This window comes from Stenotrophomonas sp. T8 (assembly GCF_051853085.1).
Taxonomy (GTDB): domain Bacteria; phylum Pseudomonadota; class Gammaproteobacteria; order Xanthomonadales; family Xanthomonadaceae; genus Stenotrophomonas; species Stenotrophomonas sepilia.
This window is the reverse complement of the sequence record NZ_CP195329.1, coordinates 3657324-3674634: the sequence shown is the minus strand read 5'-3', so window position 1 is coordinate 3674634 and position 17311 is coordinate 3657324. Positions and strand designations below refer to the sequence as shown.

Below are 17311 nucleotides of genomic sequence, written 5' to 3'. Positions count from 1 at the left end.
GGGTGGCTTCATGGGCGTGCCGGCCAGCGGCCGGCACTACCGATCCCGTGACCATCTCCACGCCGTCGCGCCGGTCCTGCATAATCGGGGCATGAGTGTCCTGCGCTTCGACAATGTCAGCAAACAGTACGCCGGTGGCCACGAGGCACTGACCGATGTCAGCTTCGAGGTCGCGCCGGGCGAGATGCTGTTCGTCACCGGCCATTCCGGTGCGGGCAAAAGTACGCTGCTCAAGTTGATCCACCTCGACGAGCGGCCCAGCCGTGGCGCGGTGGTGTTCGACGAGCGCAACCTGCTGAAGGTGCGCGGCGGCGACGTGCCGCGCCACCGACGCGCGGTGGGGGCGGTCTACCAGGACCACCGCCTGCTGATGGACCGCTCGATTGCCGAGAACGTGGCGCTGCCGCTGATCCTGCGTGGTACCCGCCGTGGCGACATCAACAAGCGCGTGCGTTCAGTGCTCGAGCGCATGGGCCTGGGCCATCGTGAGAAGGCACTGCCCTCGCAGCTGTCGGCCGGCGAGCAGCAGCGCGTCGGCATCGCCCGCGCCATCGTCGGCGAGCCCAAGCTGCTGGTGGCCGATGAGCCGACCGGCAATCTCGACCCGACCCTGGCAGCGGAGATCATGGCCCTGTTCGCCGAGCTGCCCTCGCGCGGCACCAGCGTGCTGGTGGTCAGCCACGACCTGCCGCTGCTGCGCCGCATGCGCAAGCGCGTATTGATCCTCGACCACGGCCGGCTGGTGGATGACATCTCGCCGCAGGACCTGGCGGAGTAACCGATGGCGAAGAACGAAAACAGCGAAGCCGCCGCCCCGTCGCGCGTGGGCGTCTGGTTCCAGCACCACGTGCACAGCGTGGTGTTCAGCCTGGGCCGCGCCTGCCGCAAGCCGTGGGCGACCCTGCTGACCGTGATGGTCATGGCGCTGGCCCTGGCGTTGCCGCTGGGGCTGTCGATCGCGCTGGACAACCTCAAGCAGTTCGCCGGCAGCGTGCAGCAGTCGCGCGACATCAACGTGTTCCTGAAGGGCAACATCGATGGTCCCGGTGCGCTTCGCCTGGCCGGCCAGCTGCGCGACCGCGATGACGTGGCCGAAGTGAATGTGCGCACACCCGAGCAGGGCCTGCAGGAACTGCGTGATGCCGGCCTCGGTGAGGCGATCGATGCGCTCAACGACAATCCGTTGCCCTCGCTGCTGGTGATCACCCCGGGCCAGGGCAAGGACGACGCACGCCTGGCACGCGCGCTGGAAAGCCTGCCCGAGGCCGATCTGGTGCAGCACGATGCGCTGTGGCGCCAGCGCCTGGACGCCTGGCTGGCGTTCGGTGCACGTCTGGTGCAGGTGCTGTCGGTGCTGCTCGGCGTGGGCGCCGCGCTGGTGGTCGGCAACACCGTGCGCCTTGACATCCAGGCCCGTCGCGAAGAGATCGGCGTGCTGCAGCTGCTCGGCGCGAGCGATGGCTTCATCCGCCGCCCGTTCCTGTACCTGGGCGCGTGGTACGGGCTGGGCGCCGGCGCGGTAGCGCTGGCCCTGATCGGCGCCGCCGGTGCCGCCCTGCGCGTGCCGCTGGCCGAACTCTCGCGCAGCTACGGCAGCCCGTTCGTGCTGCATGGCCTGGACCTGCTGCACGGCGGCCTGGTCCTGGTCGGCACGCTGCTGCTGGGCTGGCTGGGCGCCTGGCTGGTGACCGGCCACTTCCTCCGCCAGACCCGTCCGACCGACACCTGAGACCGGCATGCAACCGCAAGCGCTGAAGCACCTTGAAGGGCCCGCGACGCGGGTGATGGTGGTCGATGGTTCGAAGCTGGTCCGCAAACTGATCGCCGATGTCCTGCAGCGTGACCTGCCGGGCGTGGAGGTGATCGGCTGCGACAGCATCGAGGATGCGCAGCAGGCGCTGGCGCAGGGCCCGGTGGACCTGGTGACGACCTCGCTGACCCTGCGCGATGGCGACGGCCTGGCGCTGGCGCGGATGGTGCGCGAAGCCGCCGGCCAGGCCTATGTGCCGGTGATCGTTGTGTCCGGCGATGCCCAGCAGCACCTGGAGCAGCGACGCTTCACCGAGTACGTCACCGACTATTTCGACAAGGCGCTGGGCCATGAGGCACTGGCGACCTTCATCCGTGGCTATGTGCAGCCGCAGACCATCCCCGGCGCCACCATCCTCTATATCGAAGACAGCCGCGTGGTGGCCGAGGCCACCAAGCGCATGCTCGAGCGCCAGCAGTTGAACGTACTGCACGTGGTCAGCGCCGAAGAGGCATTCACCCTGCTCACTGCCGAGTCGCTGGGCCGCAGCCGCCACCGCATCGACCTGGTGCTGACCGATGTCACCCTGAAGGGCGAACTGAGCGGGCGCGACGTGGTGCAGCGCGTGCGCGTGGACTTCGGTTACGGCAAGCGCCGCCTGCCGGTGCTGGTGATGACCGGTGACGGCAACCCGCACAACCAGACCGGGCTGCTGCAGTCCGGTGCCAACGACCTGGTGCTCAAGCCGATCGAAGAGCGGCTGCTGGTCACCAAGGTGCTGTTCCAGCTGCGCCTGGCCCGATTGAACGATGGACCCCTGATCCGATGATGGATGAAGTAGCCGACACCCCGACGATCCAGCTGGAACCGAGCTGGAAGCAGCATGTCGGCGATTACTTGCTGCAGCCGCAGATGCGCGAGCTGTCCAGCTTCCTGCGCCAGCGCAAGGCCAGTGGCGCGGCGGTGTTCCCGCCCGGCCCGCAGATCTTCGCCGCGTTCGACGCCACGCCGTTCGAGCAGGTGAAGGTGGTGATCCTCGGGCAGGACCCGTATCACGGCCGCGGCCAGGCGCATGGCCTGAGTTTCTCGGTGCCGCCGGGCGTGCCGGTGCCGCCGTCGCTGCTGAACATCTACAAGGAGATCGAGAGCGATCTCGGCATCCCGCGCCCGGACCACGGCTGCCTGATTCCGTGGGCGCAACGTGGGGTGCTGCTGCTCAATGCCGTGCTGACGGTGGAAGAGGGCAAGGCTGGTGCCCACCAGGGGCGTGGCTGGGAGGGCTTCACCGATCACGTGGTGGACGTGCTCAACCGCGAACGCGAAGGCCTGGTGTTCATGCTGTGGGGCGCCTATGCGCAGCAGAAGGGCAAGGTCATCGACACCCGTCGCCATCGCGTGCTGAAGTCGCCGCACCCGTCGCCGCTGTCGGCCCATCGTGGCTTCCTCGGCTGCCGGCATTTCTCGATGGCCAACGAGTACCTGCAGCGCCGCGGCCAGGCCCCGATCGACTGGTCGCTGCCGCCGCGTTCGGCGCTCTGAGCACCGGCGGGCTGCCGGGCCTGAACACCGGGCAACGTCTCCGGGCCTGAATGGGCCTTCAGAACGGCCCGTTCAGCTCCGCTTGACTGAAATCGGCAGGTTTCTGCCGGGTAATTGCCTGAATTCAAAGGGATTGTGAATCCCGAAAAGCGTGCTCGCCACTGTCATCAAATCGCGTTACGGTAGGGCTCTGTTTGGGACCAGTGTTGCATCAATAGGATGCTGGAACTTTTTCCTCCTTTAGCAGTCCAAATCCCGGACTGCTAAGATGGGTGCCTATGAGCCAGAACACCTCTACTGCCCTTGTGGCAAACAATCTCCCGATTCCCAGTGCGCTCGGTTCGCTGGACGCCTACATCGGTGCCGTGCACCAGATCCCGGTGCTGTCGGTCGATGACGAACAGGACCTGGCCCGTCGCTTCCGCGACGGCAACGATCTGGACGCCGCCCGCGAGCTGGTGCATTCGCACCTGCGCTTCGTGGTGCACGTGGCCCGCGGCTACAACGGCTACGGCCTCGCGCTGGGCGACCTGATCCAGGAAGGCAACATCGGCCTGATGAAGGCGGTCAAGCGCTTCGACCCGGACATGGGCGTGCGCCTGGTCTCCTTCGCCGTGCACTGGATCCGTGCCGAAATGCACGAGTTCATCCTGAAGAACTGGCGCATCGTGAAGGTCGCCACCACCAAGGCGCAGCGCAAGCTGTTCTTCAACCTGCGCAAGTCGAAGACGCGCCTGGGCTGGATGAACGCGGCGGAAGTCAGCGCGGTGGCCAAGGACCTGAACGTGTCCGAGCGCGAGGTCATGGAAATGGAATCGCGCCTGTCCGGTCGCGATATCGGTTTCGATGCGCCGACCGACGAGGACAACGAGCACGCCCCGCCGTCGCCGGCTGCGTTCCTGGTTGCCGATGACGAAGACCCGTCGATGGCCTACGAGCGCGAGGACAGCGAAGACAACCAGATGCAGCTGCTGCGCGAAGGCCTGGCCGAACTGGATGCGCGTTCGCGCGACATCATCCGTCGTCGCTGGCTGGATGCCGACAGCAAGGTGACGCTGCAGGAGCTGGCCGACGAGTACGGCGTGTCCGCCGAGCGCATCCGCCAGGTCGAGGCGAACGCGCTGAAGAAGATGAAGGCGCTGTTCACCGCGTAAGGCGGGATGGCGTTGAAGCCAGGAAAAGGCCCGGCATTGCCGGGCCTTTTCTTTTTGGTGGCGTTCCCATCCACGCATGGCGTGGATCTACCCAGTGTCAGTAGAGCCACGCCATGCGTGGCCGCGGCGCGGCCTCAGCCCTCGCGTGCGATCGCGCGCCAGCCGATGTCGGTGCGGTGGAACGCGTTGGCCCAGGTCACCTTGGCCACGCCGGCATAGGCATTGGCCTGTGCGTCGCGCACGCTGTCGCCCAGTGCGGCCACGCACAGCACGCGGCCACCGGCACTGACCACCTGGCCCTGCGCATCCAATGCCGTACCGGCATGGAACACCTTGGCGCTGGCCGGCACGTCGCCCAGGCCGGAAATCACGTCACCGGTGATCGGCGCTTCCGGGTAGGGCTTCGCGGCCAGCACCACGCCCAGTGACGGGCGCGCATCCCACTGCGCTTCTACCTGGTCCAGGCGGCCCTCGATGGCCGCTTCGACCAGTTCGACCAGATCGGACTGCAGGCGCAGCATCACCGGCTGGGTTTCCGGATCGCCGAAGCGCACGTTGAATTCAATTACCTTCGGCGCGCCGCTGGCATCGATCATCAGGCCGGCGTAGAGGAAACCGGTGAACGGGATGCCGTCGGCGATCATGCCCTGCACGGTCGGGTTCACCACTTCGCGCATCACGCGTGCATGCACCTCCGGCGTCACTACCGGCGCTGGCGAGTACGCGCCCATGCCACCCGTGTTGGGGCCGGTGTCGCCGTCGCCGACGCGCTTGTGGTCCTGCGAGGTGGCCATCGGCAGCGCATGCACGCCGTCCACCATCGAAATGAAGCTGGCTTCCTCGCCATCGAGGAATTCCTCGATCACCACGCGGGCGCCGGCATCGCCGAACGCGTTGCCGGAGAGCATGTCACGCACCGCGTCTTCGGCCTCGGCCAACGTCATTGCGACGATCACGCCCTTGCCGGCGGCCAGGCCATCGGCCTTGACCACGATCGGTGCACCCTTCTCGCGGATGTAGGCCAGGGCAGCGTCCACGTCGGTGTGCACGGCATAGAACGCGGTGGGGATGTTGTGGCGGGCCAGGAAGTCCTTGGCGTAGGCCTTGCTGCCTTCCAGCTGCGCGGCGGCGGCGGTCGGCCCGAAGATGCGCAGGCCGGCGGCGCGGAAGCGGTCGACCACACCGGCCACCAGCGGTACTTCCGGGCCGACCACGGTCAACGCCACGCCTTCAGCCTGGGCCAGCGCCAGCAGGCCGTCGATATCGGTCACCTTCACCGCCACGTTGCGGCACTTGTCTTCGCTGGCGGTACCGGCGTTGCCGGGCGCCACGATCACGTCGGTGACACGGGAGGACTGGGCCAGCTTCCATGCCAGGGCGTGTTCGCGGCCGCCGGAGCCGATGACGAGGATCTTCATGGGACAGGGTTCTCGGATACGGAAAAGAAAAGCCGGGCAGGGCCCGGCTTGGTGATGCGGATCAGTGGCGGAAGTGGCGCACGCCGGTGAACACCATGGCCAGGCCATGTTCGTCGGCGGCGGCGATCACTTCGGCATCGCGCATCGAACCGCCCGGCTGGATAACCGCCTTGATGCCGGCGGCAGCGGCGGCATCGATGCCGTCGCGGAACGGGAAGAACGCATCGGAGGCCATCACCGAACCCTCGACCACCAGGTTCGCGTCGGCGGCCTTGATGCCGGCGATGCGGGCCGAGTACACGCGGCTCATCTGGCCGGCGCCGACACCGATGGTGCGGTTGTCCTTGGCGTAGACGATCGCGTTGGACTTCACGAACTTGGCTACCTTCCAGGCAAACAGCAGGTCGGTGAACTGCTTGTCGGTCGGCGCCAGCTTGCTGACCACCTTCAGCTCGTCGCGGGTCATGCCGCGGTTGTCTGACGACTGCAGCAGCAGGCCCGAGCCGACGCGCTTGCTGTCGAAGTTGTTCAGACCGTCGCCATGCGGGATGCGCAGCACGCGTACGTTGGCCTTCTTCTGCGCGTACTCCAGCGCGGCCGGCTCGTAGTCCGGGGCAATCAGCACCTCCACGAACTGGCGGTCCAGGATCACCTTGGCGGTGGCGGCGTCCAGCGGCGTGTTGAAGGCGATGATGCCGCCGAAGGCGCTGGTCGGGTCGGTGGCGTAGGCCAGCTCGTAGGCATCGCCGTTGCCGGCGCCGACGGCCACGCCGCACGGGTTGGCGTGCTTGACGATGACGCAGGCCGGCGCATCGAACTGGCGCACGCATTCCCACGCCGCATCGGCATCGGCCAGGTTGTTGTAGCTCAGCTCCTTGCCCTGCAGCTGCTGGAAGGTGGCCAGCGTGCCCGGGACCGGGTACAGGTCGCGGTAGAACGCGCCGCTCTGGTGCGGGTTCTCGCCGTAGCGCAGGTCCATCACCTTCACGAAGGTGGAGTTCATCTGCGCCGGGTATTCGGCACGGGCCGGCACGGCGGCGTCGGTGGCGGTGACCGCCGACAGGTAGTTGCTGATCGCCGCATCGTACTGGGCGACGCGGTTGAACGCGGCCACCGAGAACGCGAAGCGGGTGGCAGCCGTCAGCTGGCCGCTGTTGGCCTCCAGCGAGGCCAGCAGCTCGGGGTACTGCGACGGGTCGGTGGCCACTGCCACGCGGGCGAAGTTCTTGGCCGCCGAACGCAGCATGGCCGGGCCGCCGATGTCGATGTTCTCGACCGCGTCGGCCAGGGTGCAGTCGGCCTTGGCGGTGACCGATTCGAACGGATACAGGTTCAGCACCAGCAGGTCGATGGCGCCGATGCCGTGCTCGGCCATCACCGCGTCATCCAGGCCGGAGCGGCCCAGCAGGCCGCCGTGCACCATCGGGTGCAGGGTCTTGACCCGGCCGTCCATCATTTCCGGGAAACCGGTGACCTCGGCCACGTCCTTCACTGCCAGGCCCGCCTCGCGGATCGCCTTGGCGGTGCCGCCGGTGGACAGCAGCTCCACGCCGCGTGCCGCCAGCGCAGTGGCCAGCTCGACCAGACCGGTCTTGTCGGAAACGGAGAGGAGGGCCCGGCGGACGGGCAACAGATCAGCAGTCATGGGACGGAATCGGCAGCGGAGCGGGGCCGATATTGTAGGCGGTGGGGGCCGGTGGCGGGCGCTGGTGGTGGTAATCAACCCGCACCGATGGCCTGTGGCCGCCTTCAGCACCGTCTGGCCGGGGGGGCCGCAATCAATTCGATGGGGCGCGCTGCCCCAATCGGGTAGGCTGTGCGGGAACTGCCAAGGATCAGCGGGTTCGGATCGTGTCGATCTATGCATTGAAAGGACGTTTTCAGGACCTCCTGCGTCCGGCCGTACGCGGCCTGTACCGCGTGGGGATCACCGCCAATGCGGTGACCGTGGCCGCTGCCGTGGTCTCGCTGCTGGTGGCCGGCGCCGTCTGGTGCTGCGCGCCGGCCCAGCCATGGCTGTACCTGTTGCTGCCGCTGTGGATGCTGCTGCGCATGGCGCTCAACGCCGTGGACGGCATGCTGGCCCGCGAATTCGGCCAGCAGTCGCGGCTGGGTGCCTATCTGAACGAATTATGCGATGTGATCGCCGATGCGGCGCTGTACCTGAGCCTGCTCAGCGTGCCGGGCGTGCGCCCGGAGGCGCTGTGGCTGCTGGCCTGGACCGCGGCGCTGAGCGAATACGCCGGCGTGCTGGGGCTGATGGTCGGCGCCAGCCGCCGCTATGACGGCCCGATGGGCAAGAGCGACCGCGCCTTCGTGATCGGTGCGCTGGGCCTGCTGCTGGCGTTTGAGTGGGTTGGCGCGTTGACGGTCACGGGCGTGGCCGCGGCCATGGCGGTGCTGTGCGTGCTGACGATGATCAACCGGGTCCGTCGCGGACTGCGGGAAACCGCAGTTTCGCCAAATTAATCAAGCAGATAGAAAAAGACAATCAGGAGATTGCATGCGTCAGGCGCAGGAACGGGAATTCCACAGCTTCGACCAGGTACCGCTGTTCTACCGGTACTGGGCCGGCACCACCGCCACCCCGGCCACCCGGGCCATCGTGCTGCTGCACCGCGGGCACGAGCACTCCGGGCGTGTTACCCATCTGGTCGATGAGCTGGACCTGCCTGACACCGCCTTCTTCGCCTGGGATGCGCGCGGCAATGGCCGTTCGCCGGGCGCGCGTGGCGATGCACCGGGCTTTCCGGCGCTGGTGCGCGACCTGGACAGCTTCATCGCCCACATCGGCGCCGAGCATGGCATCGCGGTGGAAGACATCGTGGTGATCGCGCAGAGCGTGGGTGCCGTGGTCGCCGCCACCTGGGTGCACGACTACGCGCCACGCCTGCGCGCGCTGGTGATGGCCTCGCCGGCGTTCAAGGTGAAGCTGTACGTGCCGTTCGCACGCCCGGGCCTGGCCTTGATGCAGAAGCTGCGCGGCAACTTCTTCGTCAACAGTTACGTCAAGCCGCAATGGCTGACCCACGATCCGGCGCGGGTGGAAAGCTACCGCACCGATCCGCTGATCACCCGGCCAATCTCGGTGCGGGTGCTGCTGGGCCTGTACGAGGCGGCCGATCGCATCGTCGCCGATGCGCAGGCGATCAGCGTGCCGGTGCAGCTGCTGGTGTCCGGCTCGGACTTCGTCGTGCACCGTGGCCCGCAGGACCGCTTCTACGAGCGCCTGTCCAGCCCGATCAAGGAGCGCGTGCATCTGCCGGGCTTCTTCCACGACACGCTGGGCGAGCGTGATCGGGCACCGGCACTGGCGCGCATCCGCAGCTTCATCCAGGCGCGTTTCGCCGAGCCGTTGCGCGAGCTGTCGCGCCGCGATGCGCACCGCCATGGGCCGACATTTGAAGAGTCTGAAATCCTGGCCTGGCCGCCCGAGCGCAACAGCCTGGCCGATCTTCGCTGGCGCGTGGTGCGCGGTGGCCTGCGCTTTGGCGGCAGACTGTCCGAAGGCATTGCACTGGGCCTGCAGACCGGTTTCGATTCGGGCAGCACGCTGGACTACATCTATCGCGACGAAGCACGTGGCAAAGGCCCGTTGGGTCGCCTGGTCGACCGCAACTACCTGGATGCGATCGGCTGGCGCGGCATCCGCATTCGCGGTCGGCACCTGCAGGAACTGCTGCGCGATGCCGCCCAGCGCCTGCGTGGGCAGGGCATGCCGGTGCGCGTGCTGGACGTGGCCGCTGGCCATGGCCGTTATGTACTGGAAGCGCTGGGCCAGGGCGAGCAACGCGCCGAGCGCATCGTGCTGCGCGACTTCAGCGGTCTGAACGTGACCCAGGGCCAGGCGTTGATCGAGCGCCTCGGTGCGTCCGACATCGCCCGTTTCGAACAGGGCGATGCGTTCGATCCGGTGCAGCTGGCGCAGGTCGACCCGGCGCCGACGCTGGCGGTGGTATCGGGCCTGTACGAACTGTTCCCCGACAACGACGCCGTGCTGCGCTCGCTGCAGGGCATCGCCGCAACGGTGCCGATGGGTGGCTACCTGGCCTACACCGGCCAGCCCTGGCACCCGCAGCTGGAGTTCATCGCCCGCGCGCTGACCAGTCATCGTGGTGGCGCTGCTTGGGTGATGCGCCGCCGCACCCAGCAGGAAATGGATGAACTGGTGCGCCTGGCCGGGTTCGAGAAAGTGACGCAGCGCATCGATGACTTCGGCATCTTCACTGTGTCGCTGGCACGCCGGACCGCGTGATGGCGACGCTGGCTGCAACTCCGCTTGCCACGGCGGGGCGCCCCTGGCGGCGCGCGCTGCTGTGGCTGGCCCTGCTGGGCCCGTTCTTCTTTGCCAGCTACGGCTTCGCCAACTGGATGGCCGGCCGCCACGCCGAACTGCCGGTGATGGCGTTCGGCTGGGAAACGCAGATTCCGTTCGTGCCATGGACGATCGTGCCGTACTGGTCGATCGACCTGTTCTACGCGGTCTCCTTCTTCCTGTGCCGGCAGCGCCTCGAACTGGACCGGCACGCATTGCGGCTGTTCAGTGCACAGCTGATCGCCGTGAGCTGCTTCCTGCTGTGGCCGCTGCGCTTCAGTTTCGAGCGGCCGGAGATCGGCGGTGTGTTCGGCTGGCTGTTCGATGTGCTGCTGGGTTTCGACAAGCCGTTCAACCAGGCGCCATCGCTGCACATCGTGCTGCTGATCGTGCTGTGGGTGAAGTTCGCGCAGTACCTGCACGGTGCCTGGCGCTGGGTACTGCATGTGTGGGCGCTGCTGATCGGCGTCTCGGTGCTGACCACGTTCCAGCATCATTTCATCGACATCCCGACCGGCCTGCTGGCCGGCTGGCTGTGCGTGTGGTTGTGGCCGGAGCAGGGCACGCCACCGCTGCGTGCCTGGCGCATCGTGCGGCATGCCAAGCGGTGGCGATTGGCTGCGCTGTACCTGCTGGGGGCCGCTGTGCTGCTGGTGCCGGTGGTCCTGCTGCGGGGTACGGCGTTGTGGCTGCTGTGGCCGGTGGTGTCGCTGCTGCTGGTGGCGCTGGCGTATGCCGGTCTGGGTACGGCGGTGTTCCAGAAGCGCGCCGATGGTCGCCTGACCATGGCGGCACGCTGGCTGCTGGCACCGTACCTGGGCGCCGCCTGGATCAACTCGCGGCTGTGGACACGGCGTGCGCCGCAGCCGGTGCCGGTGCTGGACGGCGTGTGGCTGGGCCGGATTCCCTGCACGGTATTGCCGGCACCTTTGGTGGGCGTGATCGATGCCTGCGCCGAGCTGTCCTGCCGCGCGCCGGGCGCGGCGTATGCCAGCGTGCCGATGCTGGATCTGGTGGTGCCCACGCCGCACCAGTTGTGCGAGGCCGCCGAGGCCATCGAACGGCTGCGGGTACAGGGACCGCTGCTGGTGTGCTGCGCATTGGGTTACTCACGCAGTGCCGCCAGCGTGGCGACGTGGCTGCTGCGCACGGGCCGTGCCGCGGAAGTCGAGGCGGCGGTCGCCATCGTGCGTGCGGCACGCCCCGGCATCGTGCTGGGCCCGGAGCATCTGCAAGCCATCACCGCAGCGGCTGGAGGGCGCGCATGAGTGCCGTTCCCGAACTGGCGACCATGCAGCTGCTGCTGCGCCAGGGACGCTGGCCCGCGCTGCTGTCACTCGGGCTGCTGCTGGTAGCGCTGCTGCTGCTGGGCATCGAAGCGGGGTTGGCGATGATCGCCGCCGGGCTGTTGCTGCTCAGTGTGGGCGCTGGGCTCATGCAGGCCTACCATGCATGGCGGGTCGGGCTGGACGCGAGCCTGCTGCAGCTGTTGTGCGATGAAGGCCTGGATGGCGAAGCCGCTGCACGCCGTACCGACCAGCTGCTGCAGGACAGTGGCCTGCGCCGCACACCGGCCGATGCGCCGCTGCGCGGCTGGGACGTGCGTTGGGCCGGCATGCGCCGGCTGCTGCTGCGCCAGTACCTGCTGACAGCAGTGCAGGCCGCACTACTGGTGCTGGCCGTAGTGTGGCCGCAGACGTGAACGGGAGGGGCCGATGTTCGCCGAACTGATTGCACGCGCCTGCAGTGGCGCGATCCACGTGGTGACCGGCGCCCGTGCGCTGTGGATCGGCTGTGCGCCGTCCAGCGAGCGCCGCGTGTACTACGGCAACCACGCCAGCCATGGTGACTTCGTGCTGATCTGGTCGTCGATGCCGCCCGCGCTGCGGCGACAGGTACGCCCGGTGGCCGCCGCCGAATACTGGCAGCGCGACCGCCTGCGCCGCTACCTGATCGATGCGGTATTCAACGGTGTACTGGTAGAGCGTGAGGCCGGGCATCGCCAGCAGGACCCGTTGCAGGTGCTGCGCGATGCGGTCGACGAAGAGTGCTCGCTGATCCTGTTCCCGGAAGGCACGCGCAATGTGGGCGATGAGCCGCTGCTGCCGTTCAAGAGCGGCATCTACCACCTGGCGCGGCAACGGCCGGAGCTGGAGTTCGTGCCGGTGTGGATCGACAACCTGAAGCGGGTGATGCCGAAGGGCCGGTTCCTGCCGCTGCCGCTGCTGTGCACGGCTACGTTCGGCACGCCGCTGCGGCTGCAGGCCGACGAGGACAAGGCCGCATTCCTGGCCCGCAGCCGGCAGGCGCTGCTGGACCTGGCGCCGAATGGAGGGCGCGCATGAGCTATCTGATGGACGTGTCCGGTGACCTGGCCGCGCGCAGCGTGGGCCAGCAGACCGGCCTGCTGTTTGCCGGCGTCGGCGCGGTGCTGGTGCTGGCCACGCTGGTGGCCGAGACCCTGCGCTGGCGGCAGCGTGGGCAGCCCAGTGCAGTGATCGCCAACCTGGTGTCGCGCATCCGCGCCTGGTGGGTGATGGCGATCGTGGTCGGGCTGGCGCTGTTCTTTGGTCGCGCGGGGGTGATCGTACTGTTTGCGATCATCTCGCTGTTCGCGCTGCGCGAGTTCATCACTCTGGCACCGACCCGCTCGGGCGACTACTACGCGCTGCTGGCCGCGTTCTACATCGTGCTGCCGTGGCAGTACTACCTGGTGTGGATCGACTGGTACGGCATGTACACGCTGCTGATTCCGGTCTACGCGTTCCTGTTCCTGCCGATCCTGTCCACCATCGGTGGCGATACCACGCACTACCTGGAGCGGACGGCGAAGGTGCAGTGGGGGCTGATGATCTGCGTGTTCTGCATCTCGCATGTGCCGCTGCTGCTCAACCTGCATGTGCCCGGGCATGATCCGGCGCGCAACGTGCTGCTGTTTGCCTTCCTGGTGATCGTGGTGCAGTCCTCGGATGTGCTGCAGTACATCTGGGGCAAGCTGCTGGGCCGGCACCTGATCGCCCCGAAGCTGTCGCCGTCGAAGACGGTGGAGGGCTTCGTGGGCGGCGTGCTGAGTGCCAGCGCGCTGGGAGCGGCGCTGTGGTGGATCACCCCGTTCACGCCGCTGCAGGCGTTCGGCCTGTCGCTGCTGATCAACCTGATGGGGTTCTGGGGCGGCCTGGTGATGTCGGCGATCAAGCGCGACCGTGGCATCAAGGACTGGGGCCACATGATCGAGGGCCATGGCGGCATGCTCGACCGGCTGGATTCGGTGTGCTTCGCCGCGCCCGTGTTCTTCCATGTGGTGAGGTACTACTGGAAGGCGGGCGGAGGCAGCTGATTCTGCCGGGCTTCGATCCACGCATGGCGTGGATCCACCGGTCCTGCCATCGTTCATGGGGTTGCCGGCCAGCGGCCGGCACTACCCACGCGCGCTTACGCGCTGATGCCGTATTCCTTCAGCTTCTTGCGCAGGGTGGCGCGGTGGATGCCCAGCATCGCCGCGGCACGGCTCTGGTTGCCTTCGCAGTGGTTGAGCACTTCCACGAACAGCGGGATTTCCATCTCGCGCAGCACGATCTCGTAGACATCGTCCGCGTCGCAGCCATCAAGGTCACGCAGGTAGCGGCGCACGGACTGGGCGACGTGTTCACGCAGCGGTGGCCGGGGAGCGCCACGACTGTTGTCAGGACGAGAGAGGACAGCGTTCAAGGGGATTCCCGATTCGGTTGGCCCGTGCGCGCGGAGCGCGCGGCCGGACGAGGTGGTGGCGGCCAGTCTAGCGCGAGCGTGCCCGACCTGCCACGGCTGGTCGCCTCTATCCTGCTCAGAGGAAGTCGAAGGTGAATGCGACGGTGGATGCGGCGGGTTCCTGCACGCGGAACGCAATGCGTGCACTCTGGCCCGGTTCCAGCACGGCCGCGCCGGGGTTTTCGCCAAGGTACTGCGCCGGTGCGAACACGCCACTGCCGATCACCCGGCCATCGGCATCGGACAGCGACAGGCGCAGATCCGGCCAGGCCTGTGCCCAGCGTGCATCGTTGCGGATGCTGGCCTGCACCTGCAGTACGCCGGCCTGGCCCGGCAGGGGGCGGATCTCGCGGCTGGTCATGGTGAACGCGGTGGGTTCATGCCAGGCCGGCAGGTTGCAGCGCAATACGCCGCACAGTGCGCCCAGCCAGGCGCGGTTGCCGGCGTCGGCGGCCAGTCGCGCTCGATCGGCCAGCACGCTCTGCAGGACCAGCAGCAGTGCCAGTCCGGCGACCAGCCCCCAGTGCCAGCGTGGCGTCGGCAGTGCGCGTGGCCGCGAGGTGCCCAGGAAACTGGGTGCATCCCCAGCCACGGCCTGCGGGGCCGGAACGGCAAGGACGGGTTCGATCACGGCCGCTTCGTCGGGGTTGACGATGTCATCGCTCGGTCGCGTTTCCGCCATCGGTGGCAGCGCCGCTTCGAGGGGGGCGCGGGCTTGGGCTGGCGGGATGTCCTGCATCGCCGGGTCGGGCGTGCGTGAATCGGTCGCAGGTGCAGCCTCGCCTTCCGACGTGGGGCGCAGGAAGGTGGCCAAGGGGCGGCGCGGCGGGTTCGGCTCGGACATGCTCAGGGTGCGGGCTCGGATCCAGCGGTCATTCAATCACGATCAGGCGCGGCGTATGCCGGTGATGCGCATCCAGTCGCCATCCTGGGTCCCCTGCAGGTCGTCGAACCACGCGGCGTAGCGCTGCAGCAGTTCGCCTTCCTGGCCATGCAGGATGCCGGACAGGGCGATGCGGCCGCCGGCAGCGACGCGCGCGGCCAGCAGCTCGGCCAACGCGTCCAGTGCCGAGGCAAGGATGTTGGCGACCACGATCGGGTAGGTGGCGACCGGTTCGTCCTGCGGCAGGTACACGTGCATGCGCGCCTGCTCGCCGTTGCGCTCGGCATTGTCGGCGGTGGCGACCAGCGCCTGTGGATCGTTGTCCACGCCGACCGCTTCGGCGGCACCCAGCTTCAGCGCGGCCAGGGCGAGGATGCCCGAGCCGCAGCCGAAGTCGAGCACGCGCTGGCCCTGCAACTGGCCGTCCACGGCCAGCTGGTCCAGCCAGCGCAGGCACAGGGCGGTGGTCGGGTGGGTGCCCGAGCCGAAGGCCAGGCCCGGGTCCAGCCGCACCACGGCGGCATCGGCGGCCTGCGCGGCGTCCGGCAGTTCATGGTTCCACGGCACGATCCAGGTACGGCTGCCGAAATCCATCGGCTGGAACTGGTCCAGCCAGGCGCGTTCCCAGTCTTCATCCTCGACGGCGCGGAAGCTGCCGTTGCTCCAGTCCAGTTCCGGATCGAACGATTCCAGCGCGGCCAGCAGCAAAAGCGCATTGCTGTCGGCGGGGAACAGTGCGCTCAGCACCAGGGTGTCCCACAGCGGCGTTTCACCCACGCCGGGTTCGAGGATGGCCTGTTCGTTGCTGGTGTCGGCTTCGGCATCGAGCAGGGTCACAGCCAGTGCGCCGACGTCCTCCAGCGCATTTTCATAGCGGGGCTGGGTGGCTTCGGTGCAGCGCAGGGTCAGTTCCAGGAACGGCATGGCGGTGGGGGCAATCACGGGAAAGGGGGCCATGCTAGACCATCGGAGCGTCTCCGTATCGCGTGAGATGCCATCTTGAGATGAACGGGGGCAGTTCAGACAGGCCTGCCGGGCCTTGCTAAACTCGGCACTTTCCTGTGCGCCGTGAACGCTCACCGCCGCCGATGGCCTTCGCCCCGACCCTGAAAACCTGGTTGCTCGTGCTGCCGGCGGTGGCCGTGCTGGGCGTGGCCGGGTACCGGGCCAGCGGCCATGCGGCGGGCGTGGCATCACCGTCGCCGGACCTGCCGACCGTCGTGGCCAGCCGCGACAGCGGAGCGGCGTTGCCGGTGGTGCCGGAAGCCCTGGCGCGCCGGCTGGCTACCGTCGAGCGCGGCAACACGCTGCCGTCGGGCCTGCCGCTGGACCTCCGCGCTGACATCGAAGATGCCAGCGATCTGTACGCCTACGCCCAGCGACTGCGCGTGCAGGCCGATACCGGTAACCATGAAGCGCGCTGGATGCTCAGCCGCGTGTATGACTATTGCGCGCAGTACGCACTCGATCCGGGTGGTTACCGCTTGGACAACAACGTGTTGAGCGGGTTGGGCCTGACCGCGGCGCCGGCGATGATCGAGGCCCGCGAGCGCGTGGCGCAGCGGTGTGGCGGCTTCGTTCCGGGCGACAAGCTGGGCGCTGCGCTGGTGCTGGCCGAACGCCGCAAGGCGGCCGCGCAGGGCAATCTGGCCGCAGAAGCATCGCTGTTCGCCGAGGGTGAGCCGTTGCATGACAGTGCCGAGTACCGCCGCGACCTGGTCGAGCGCGTGCGCACTTCGCGTGACCCGGAGGCCTATATGGCGATCGCGCCGGGCATGGGCGTGCGTGCCGCCGGTGACAGCGCACTCGACGGCCTGGTGGCGGGCGAACAGCTCAGTGAGCTTGCATGGCGGCTTGCGGCCTGCGAACTCGGTCTACCGTGTGGAGCGGACAGCGTGCTGGTCAACAGTTTTTGTGCGAACGGAGGGATCTGTTCGCAGGATGGAGCGCAGGATTTCCGGGATTTCGTGTATGACGCTGCGGTATCGCGGCAAGGTGCTGGGAAAATGAAGGAATGGATCAAGCGATTGATTGGAAAGAGGGACGGGCGATGAATTACCGTCGATTCCTGCATGGGGCCAAGTTCTGGTTCTGGGTGGCGCTGTTCGTGGCCTACTCTGCCGGTGCGGTCGGCCTGCTGATGATCGATACCTACGAGGATCGGTACCGGCATCTGTCGAAGGTGGAACTGACCACGGTGAAGGCGCAGGAAGACGTGCGCCGCGCCGGCGCCAGCCAGGTCGCTGCGGTCTATCGCGCGCAGACGGGCATGCCGTTCGCTTCACTGCCGGCTGGCAGCACCTTCCAGGTAGTGTGGCCGGATGGCTCGACCGAGACCATGGTGATCGTCGATCCAGCCTCGCCCAATGGCGTGCGGCCGCTGGCCAATTCGCAGATTCCGGCGACGGCGGCGGACGCGCGCTGAGGCAGCATCAGTAGAGCCGAGCCATGCTCGGCTGCACTCGCCCGCAAGCCGGGAACGGCTCGGCGCTGCCGGAAGGAAAA

The 17311-nt window shown here is 67.7% G+C and carries 18 protein-coding genes; 13 read left to right on the top strand and 5 right to left on the bottom strand.

Going from position 1 to position 17311, the window contains the following annotated elements; all coding sequences use genetic code 11:
• Positions 1 to 91: 91 nt before the first annotated feature.
• From ftsE to rpoH, 5 genes are all read left to right on the top strand, one after another.
• Positions 92 to 778, top strand: coding sequence for a cell division ATP-binding protein FtsE (gene ftsE / locus ACSDHM_RS17075; protein ID WP_005419728.1), 687 nt, complete (start codon positions 92 to 94; stop codon positions 776 to 778).
• A gap of 3 nt (positions 779 to 781) precedes the next feature.
• On the top strand, positions 782 to 1729 hold the full coding sequence (ftsX, locus tag ACSDHM_RS17070; protein WP_005419726.1) for a permease-like cell division protein FtsX: 948 nt from the start codon (positions 782 to 784) through the stop codon (positions 1727 to 1729).
• A 7-nt stretch (positions 1730 to 1736) separates the two neighbouring features.
• A complete protein-coding gene (locus ACSDHM_RS17065) occupies positions 1737 to 2579 on the top strand; it encodes a response regulator (RefSeq protein ID WP_005411271.1) in 843 nt (280 codons plus the stop codon).
• The gene (ung, locus tag ACSDHM_RS17060; RefSeq protein ID WP_005419723.1) at positions 2576 to 3289 is read left to right on the top strand and encodes a uracil-DNA glycosylase; all 714 of its coding nucleotides are present in this window, start codon (positions 2576 to 2578) and stop codon (positions 3287 to 3289) included. Before ACSDHM_RS17065 ends, ung begins: the two co-directional genes overlap by 4 nt.
• 278 nt (positions 3290 to 3567) lie before the next feature.
• The gene (gene rpoH, locus ACSDHM_RS17055; RefSeq protein ID WP_005411269.1) at positions 3568 to 4443 is read left to right on the top strand and encodes an RNA polymerase sigma factor RpoH; all 876 of its coding nucleotides are present in this window, start codon (positions 3568 to 3570) and stop codon (positions 4441 to 4443) included.
• A 134-nt stretch (positions 4444 to 4577) separates the two neighbouring features.
• Here the strand turns inward: rpoH and purD are convergent, their stop codons facing one another.
• Both purD and purH read right to left on the bottom strand, forming a co-directional pair.
• Positions 4578 to 5861 carry a phosphoribosylamine--glycine ligase gene (gene purD / locus ACSDHM_RS17050; RefSeq protein ID WP_151354803.1) on the bottom strand — a complete coding sequence of 428 codons (1284 nt, stop codon included), beginning with the start codon at positions 5859 to 5861 and terminating at the stop codon, positions 4578 to 4580.
• 61 nt (positions 5862 to 5922) lie between these two features.
• Positions 5923 to 7506 carry a bifunctional phosphoribosylaminoimidazolecarboxamide formyltransferase/IMP cyclohydrolase gene (gene purH / locus ACSDHM_RS17045; RefSeq protein ID WP_072167297.1) on the bottom strand — a complete coding sequence of 528 codons (1584 nt, stop codon included), beginning with the start codon at positions 7504 to 7506 and terminating at the stop codon, positions 5923 to 5925.
• A 206-nt stretch (positions 7507 to 7712) separates the two neighbouring features.
• On the opposite strand from purH, the gene ACSDHM_RS17040 reads away from it, so the two are divergent.
• From ACSDHM_RS17040 to ACSDHM_RS17015, 6 genes are read left to right on the top strand one after another with little or no spacing between them, the layout of a single operon-like run.
• Entirely contained in the window at positions 7713 to 8330 is a 618-nt protein-coding gene (locus ACSDHM_RS17040) for a CDP-alcohol phosphatidyltransferase family protein (RefSeq protein WP_088497434.1), read from the top strand.
• 34 nt (positions 8331 to 8364) lie between these two features.
• A complete protein-coding gene (locus tag ACSDHM_RS17035) occupies positions 8365 to 10116 on the top strand; it encodes a bifunctional alpha/beta hydrolase/class I SAM-dependent methyltransferase (protein WP_072167295.1) in 1752 nt (583 codons plus the stop codon).
• Entirely contained in the window at positions 10116 to 11444 is a 1329-nt protein-coding gene (locus ACSDHM_RS17030) for a phosphatase PAP2/dual specificity phosphatase family protein (protein WP_252745373.1), read from the top strand. Before ACSDHM_RS17035 ends, ACSDHM_RS17030 begins: the two co-directional genes overlap by 1 nt.
• The gene (locus ACSDHM_RS17025) at positions 11441 to 11878 is read left to right on the top strand and encodes a hypothetical protein (protein ID WP_188240565.1); all 438 of its coding nucleotides are present in this window, start codon (positions 11441 to 11443) and stop codon (positions 11876 to 11878) included. The genes ACSDHM_RS17030 and ACSDHM_RS17025 overlap by 4 nt, the downstream gene beginning before the upstream one ends.
• 13 nt (positions 11879 to 11891) lie before the next feature.
• Positions 11892 to 12521 carry a lysophospholipid acyltransferase family protein gene (locus tag ACSDHM_RS17020; protein ID WP_072167292.1) on the top strand — a complete coding sequence of 210 codons (630 nt, stop codon included), beginning with the start codon at positions 11892 to 11894 and terminating at the stop codon, positions 12519 to 12521.
• Positions 12518 to 13513 (top strand): phosphatidate cytidylyltransferase, encoded by a 996-nt coding sequence (locus tag ACSDHM_RS17015; RefSeq protein WP_088497430.1) that lies wholly within the window; start codon positions 12518 to 12520, stop codon positions 13511 to 13513. Before ACSDHM_RS17020 ends, ACSDHM_RS17015 begins: the two co-directional genes overlap by 4 nt.
• A 95-nt stretch (positions 13514 to 13608) precedes the next feature.
• On the opposite strand, the gene fis is transcribed toward ACSDHM_RS17015, so the two are convergent.
• The 3 genes from fis to prmA form a co-directional block, all read right to left on the bottom strand.
• Positions 13609 to 13884 carry a DNA-binding transcriptional regulator Fis gene (gene fis, locus ACSDHM_RS17010; protein WP_005419706.1) on the bottom strand — a complete coding sequence of 92 codons (276 nt, stop codon included), beginning with the start codon at positions 13882 to 13884 and terminating at the stop codon, positions 13609 to 13611.
• A 115-nt stretch (positions 13885 to 13999) separates the two neighbouring features.
• Complete coding sequence (locus ACSDHM_RS17005; protein ID WP_072167290.1) at positions 14000 to 14767, bottom strand: DUF3426 domain-containing protein; 768 nt, start codon at positions 14765 to 14767, stop codon at positions 14000 to 14002.
• A gap of 42 nt (positions 14768 to 14809) precedes the next feature.
• The gene (gene prmA, locus ACSDHM_RS17000; protein ID WP_439426984.1) at positions 14810 to 15730 is read right to left on the bottom strand and encodes a 50S ribosomal protein L11 methyltransferase; all 921 of its coding nucleotides are present in this window, start codon (positions 15728 to 15730) and stop codon (positions 14810 to 14812) included.
• A gap of 164 nt (positions 15731 to 15894) precedes the next feature.
• Between prmA and ACSDHM_RS16995 the strand changes: the two genes are divergently transcribed.
• On the top strand, positions 15895 to 16860 hold the full coding sequence (locus tag ACSDHM_RS16995) for a hypothetical protein (RefSeq protein ID WP_065178827.1): 966 nt from the start codon (positions 15895 to 15897) through the stop codon (positions 16858 to 16860).
• Positions 16857 to 17231 (top strand): hypothetical protein, encoded by a 375-nt coding sequence (locus ACSDHM_RS16990; RefSeq protein ID WP_072167288.1) that lies wholly within the window; start codon positions 16857 to 16859, stop codon positions 17229 to 17231. The genes ACSDHM_RS16995 and ACSDHM_RS16990 overlap by 4 nt, the downstream gene beginning before the upstream one ends.
• Positions 17232 to 17311: the final 80 nt, after the last annotated feature.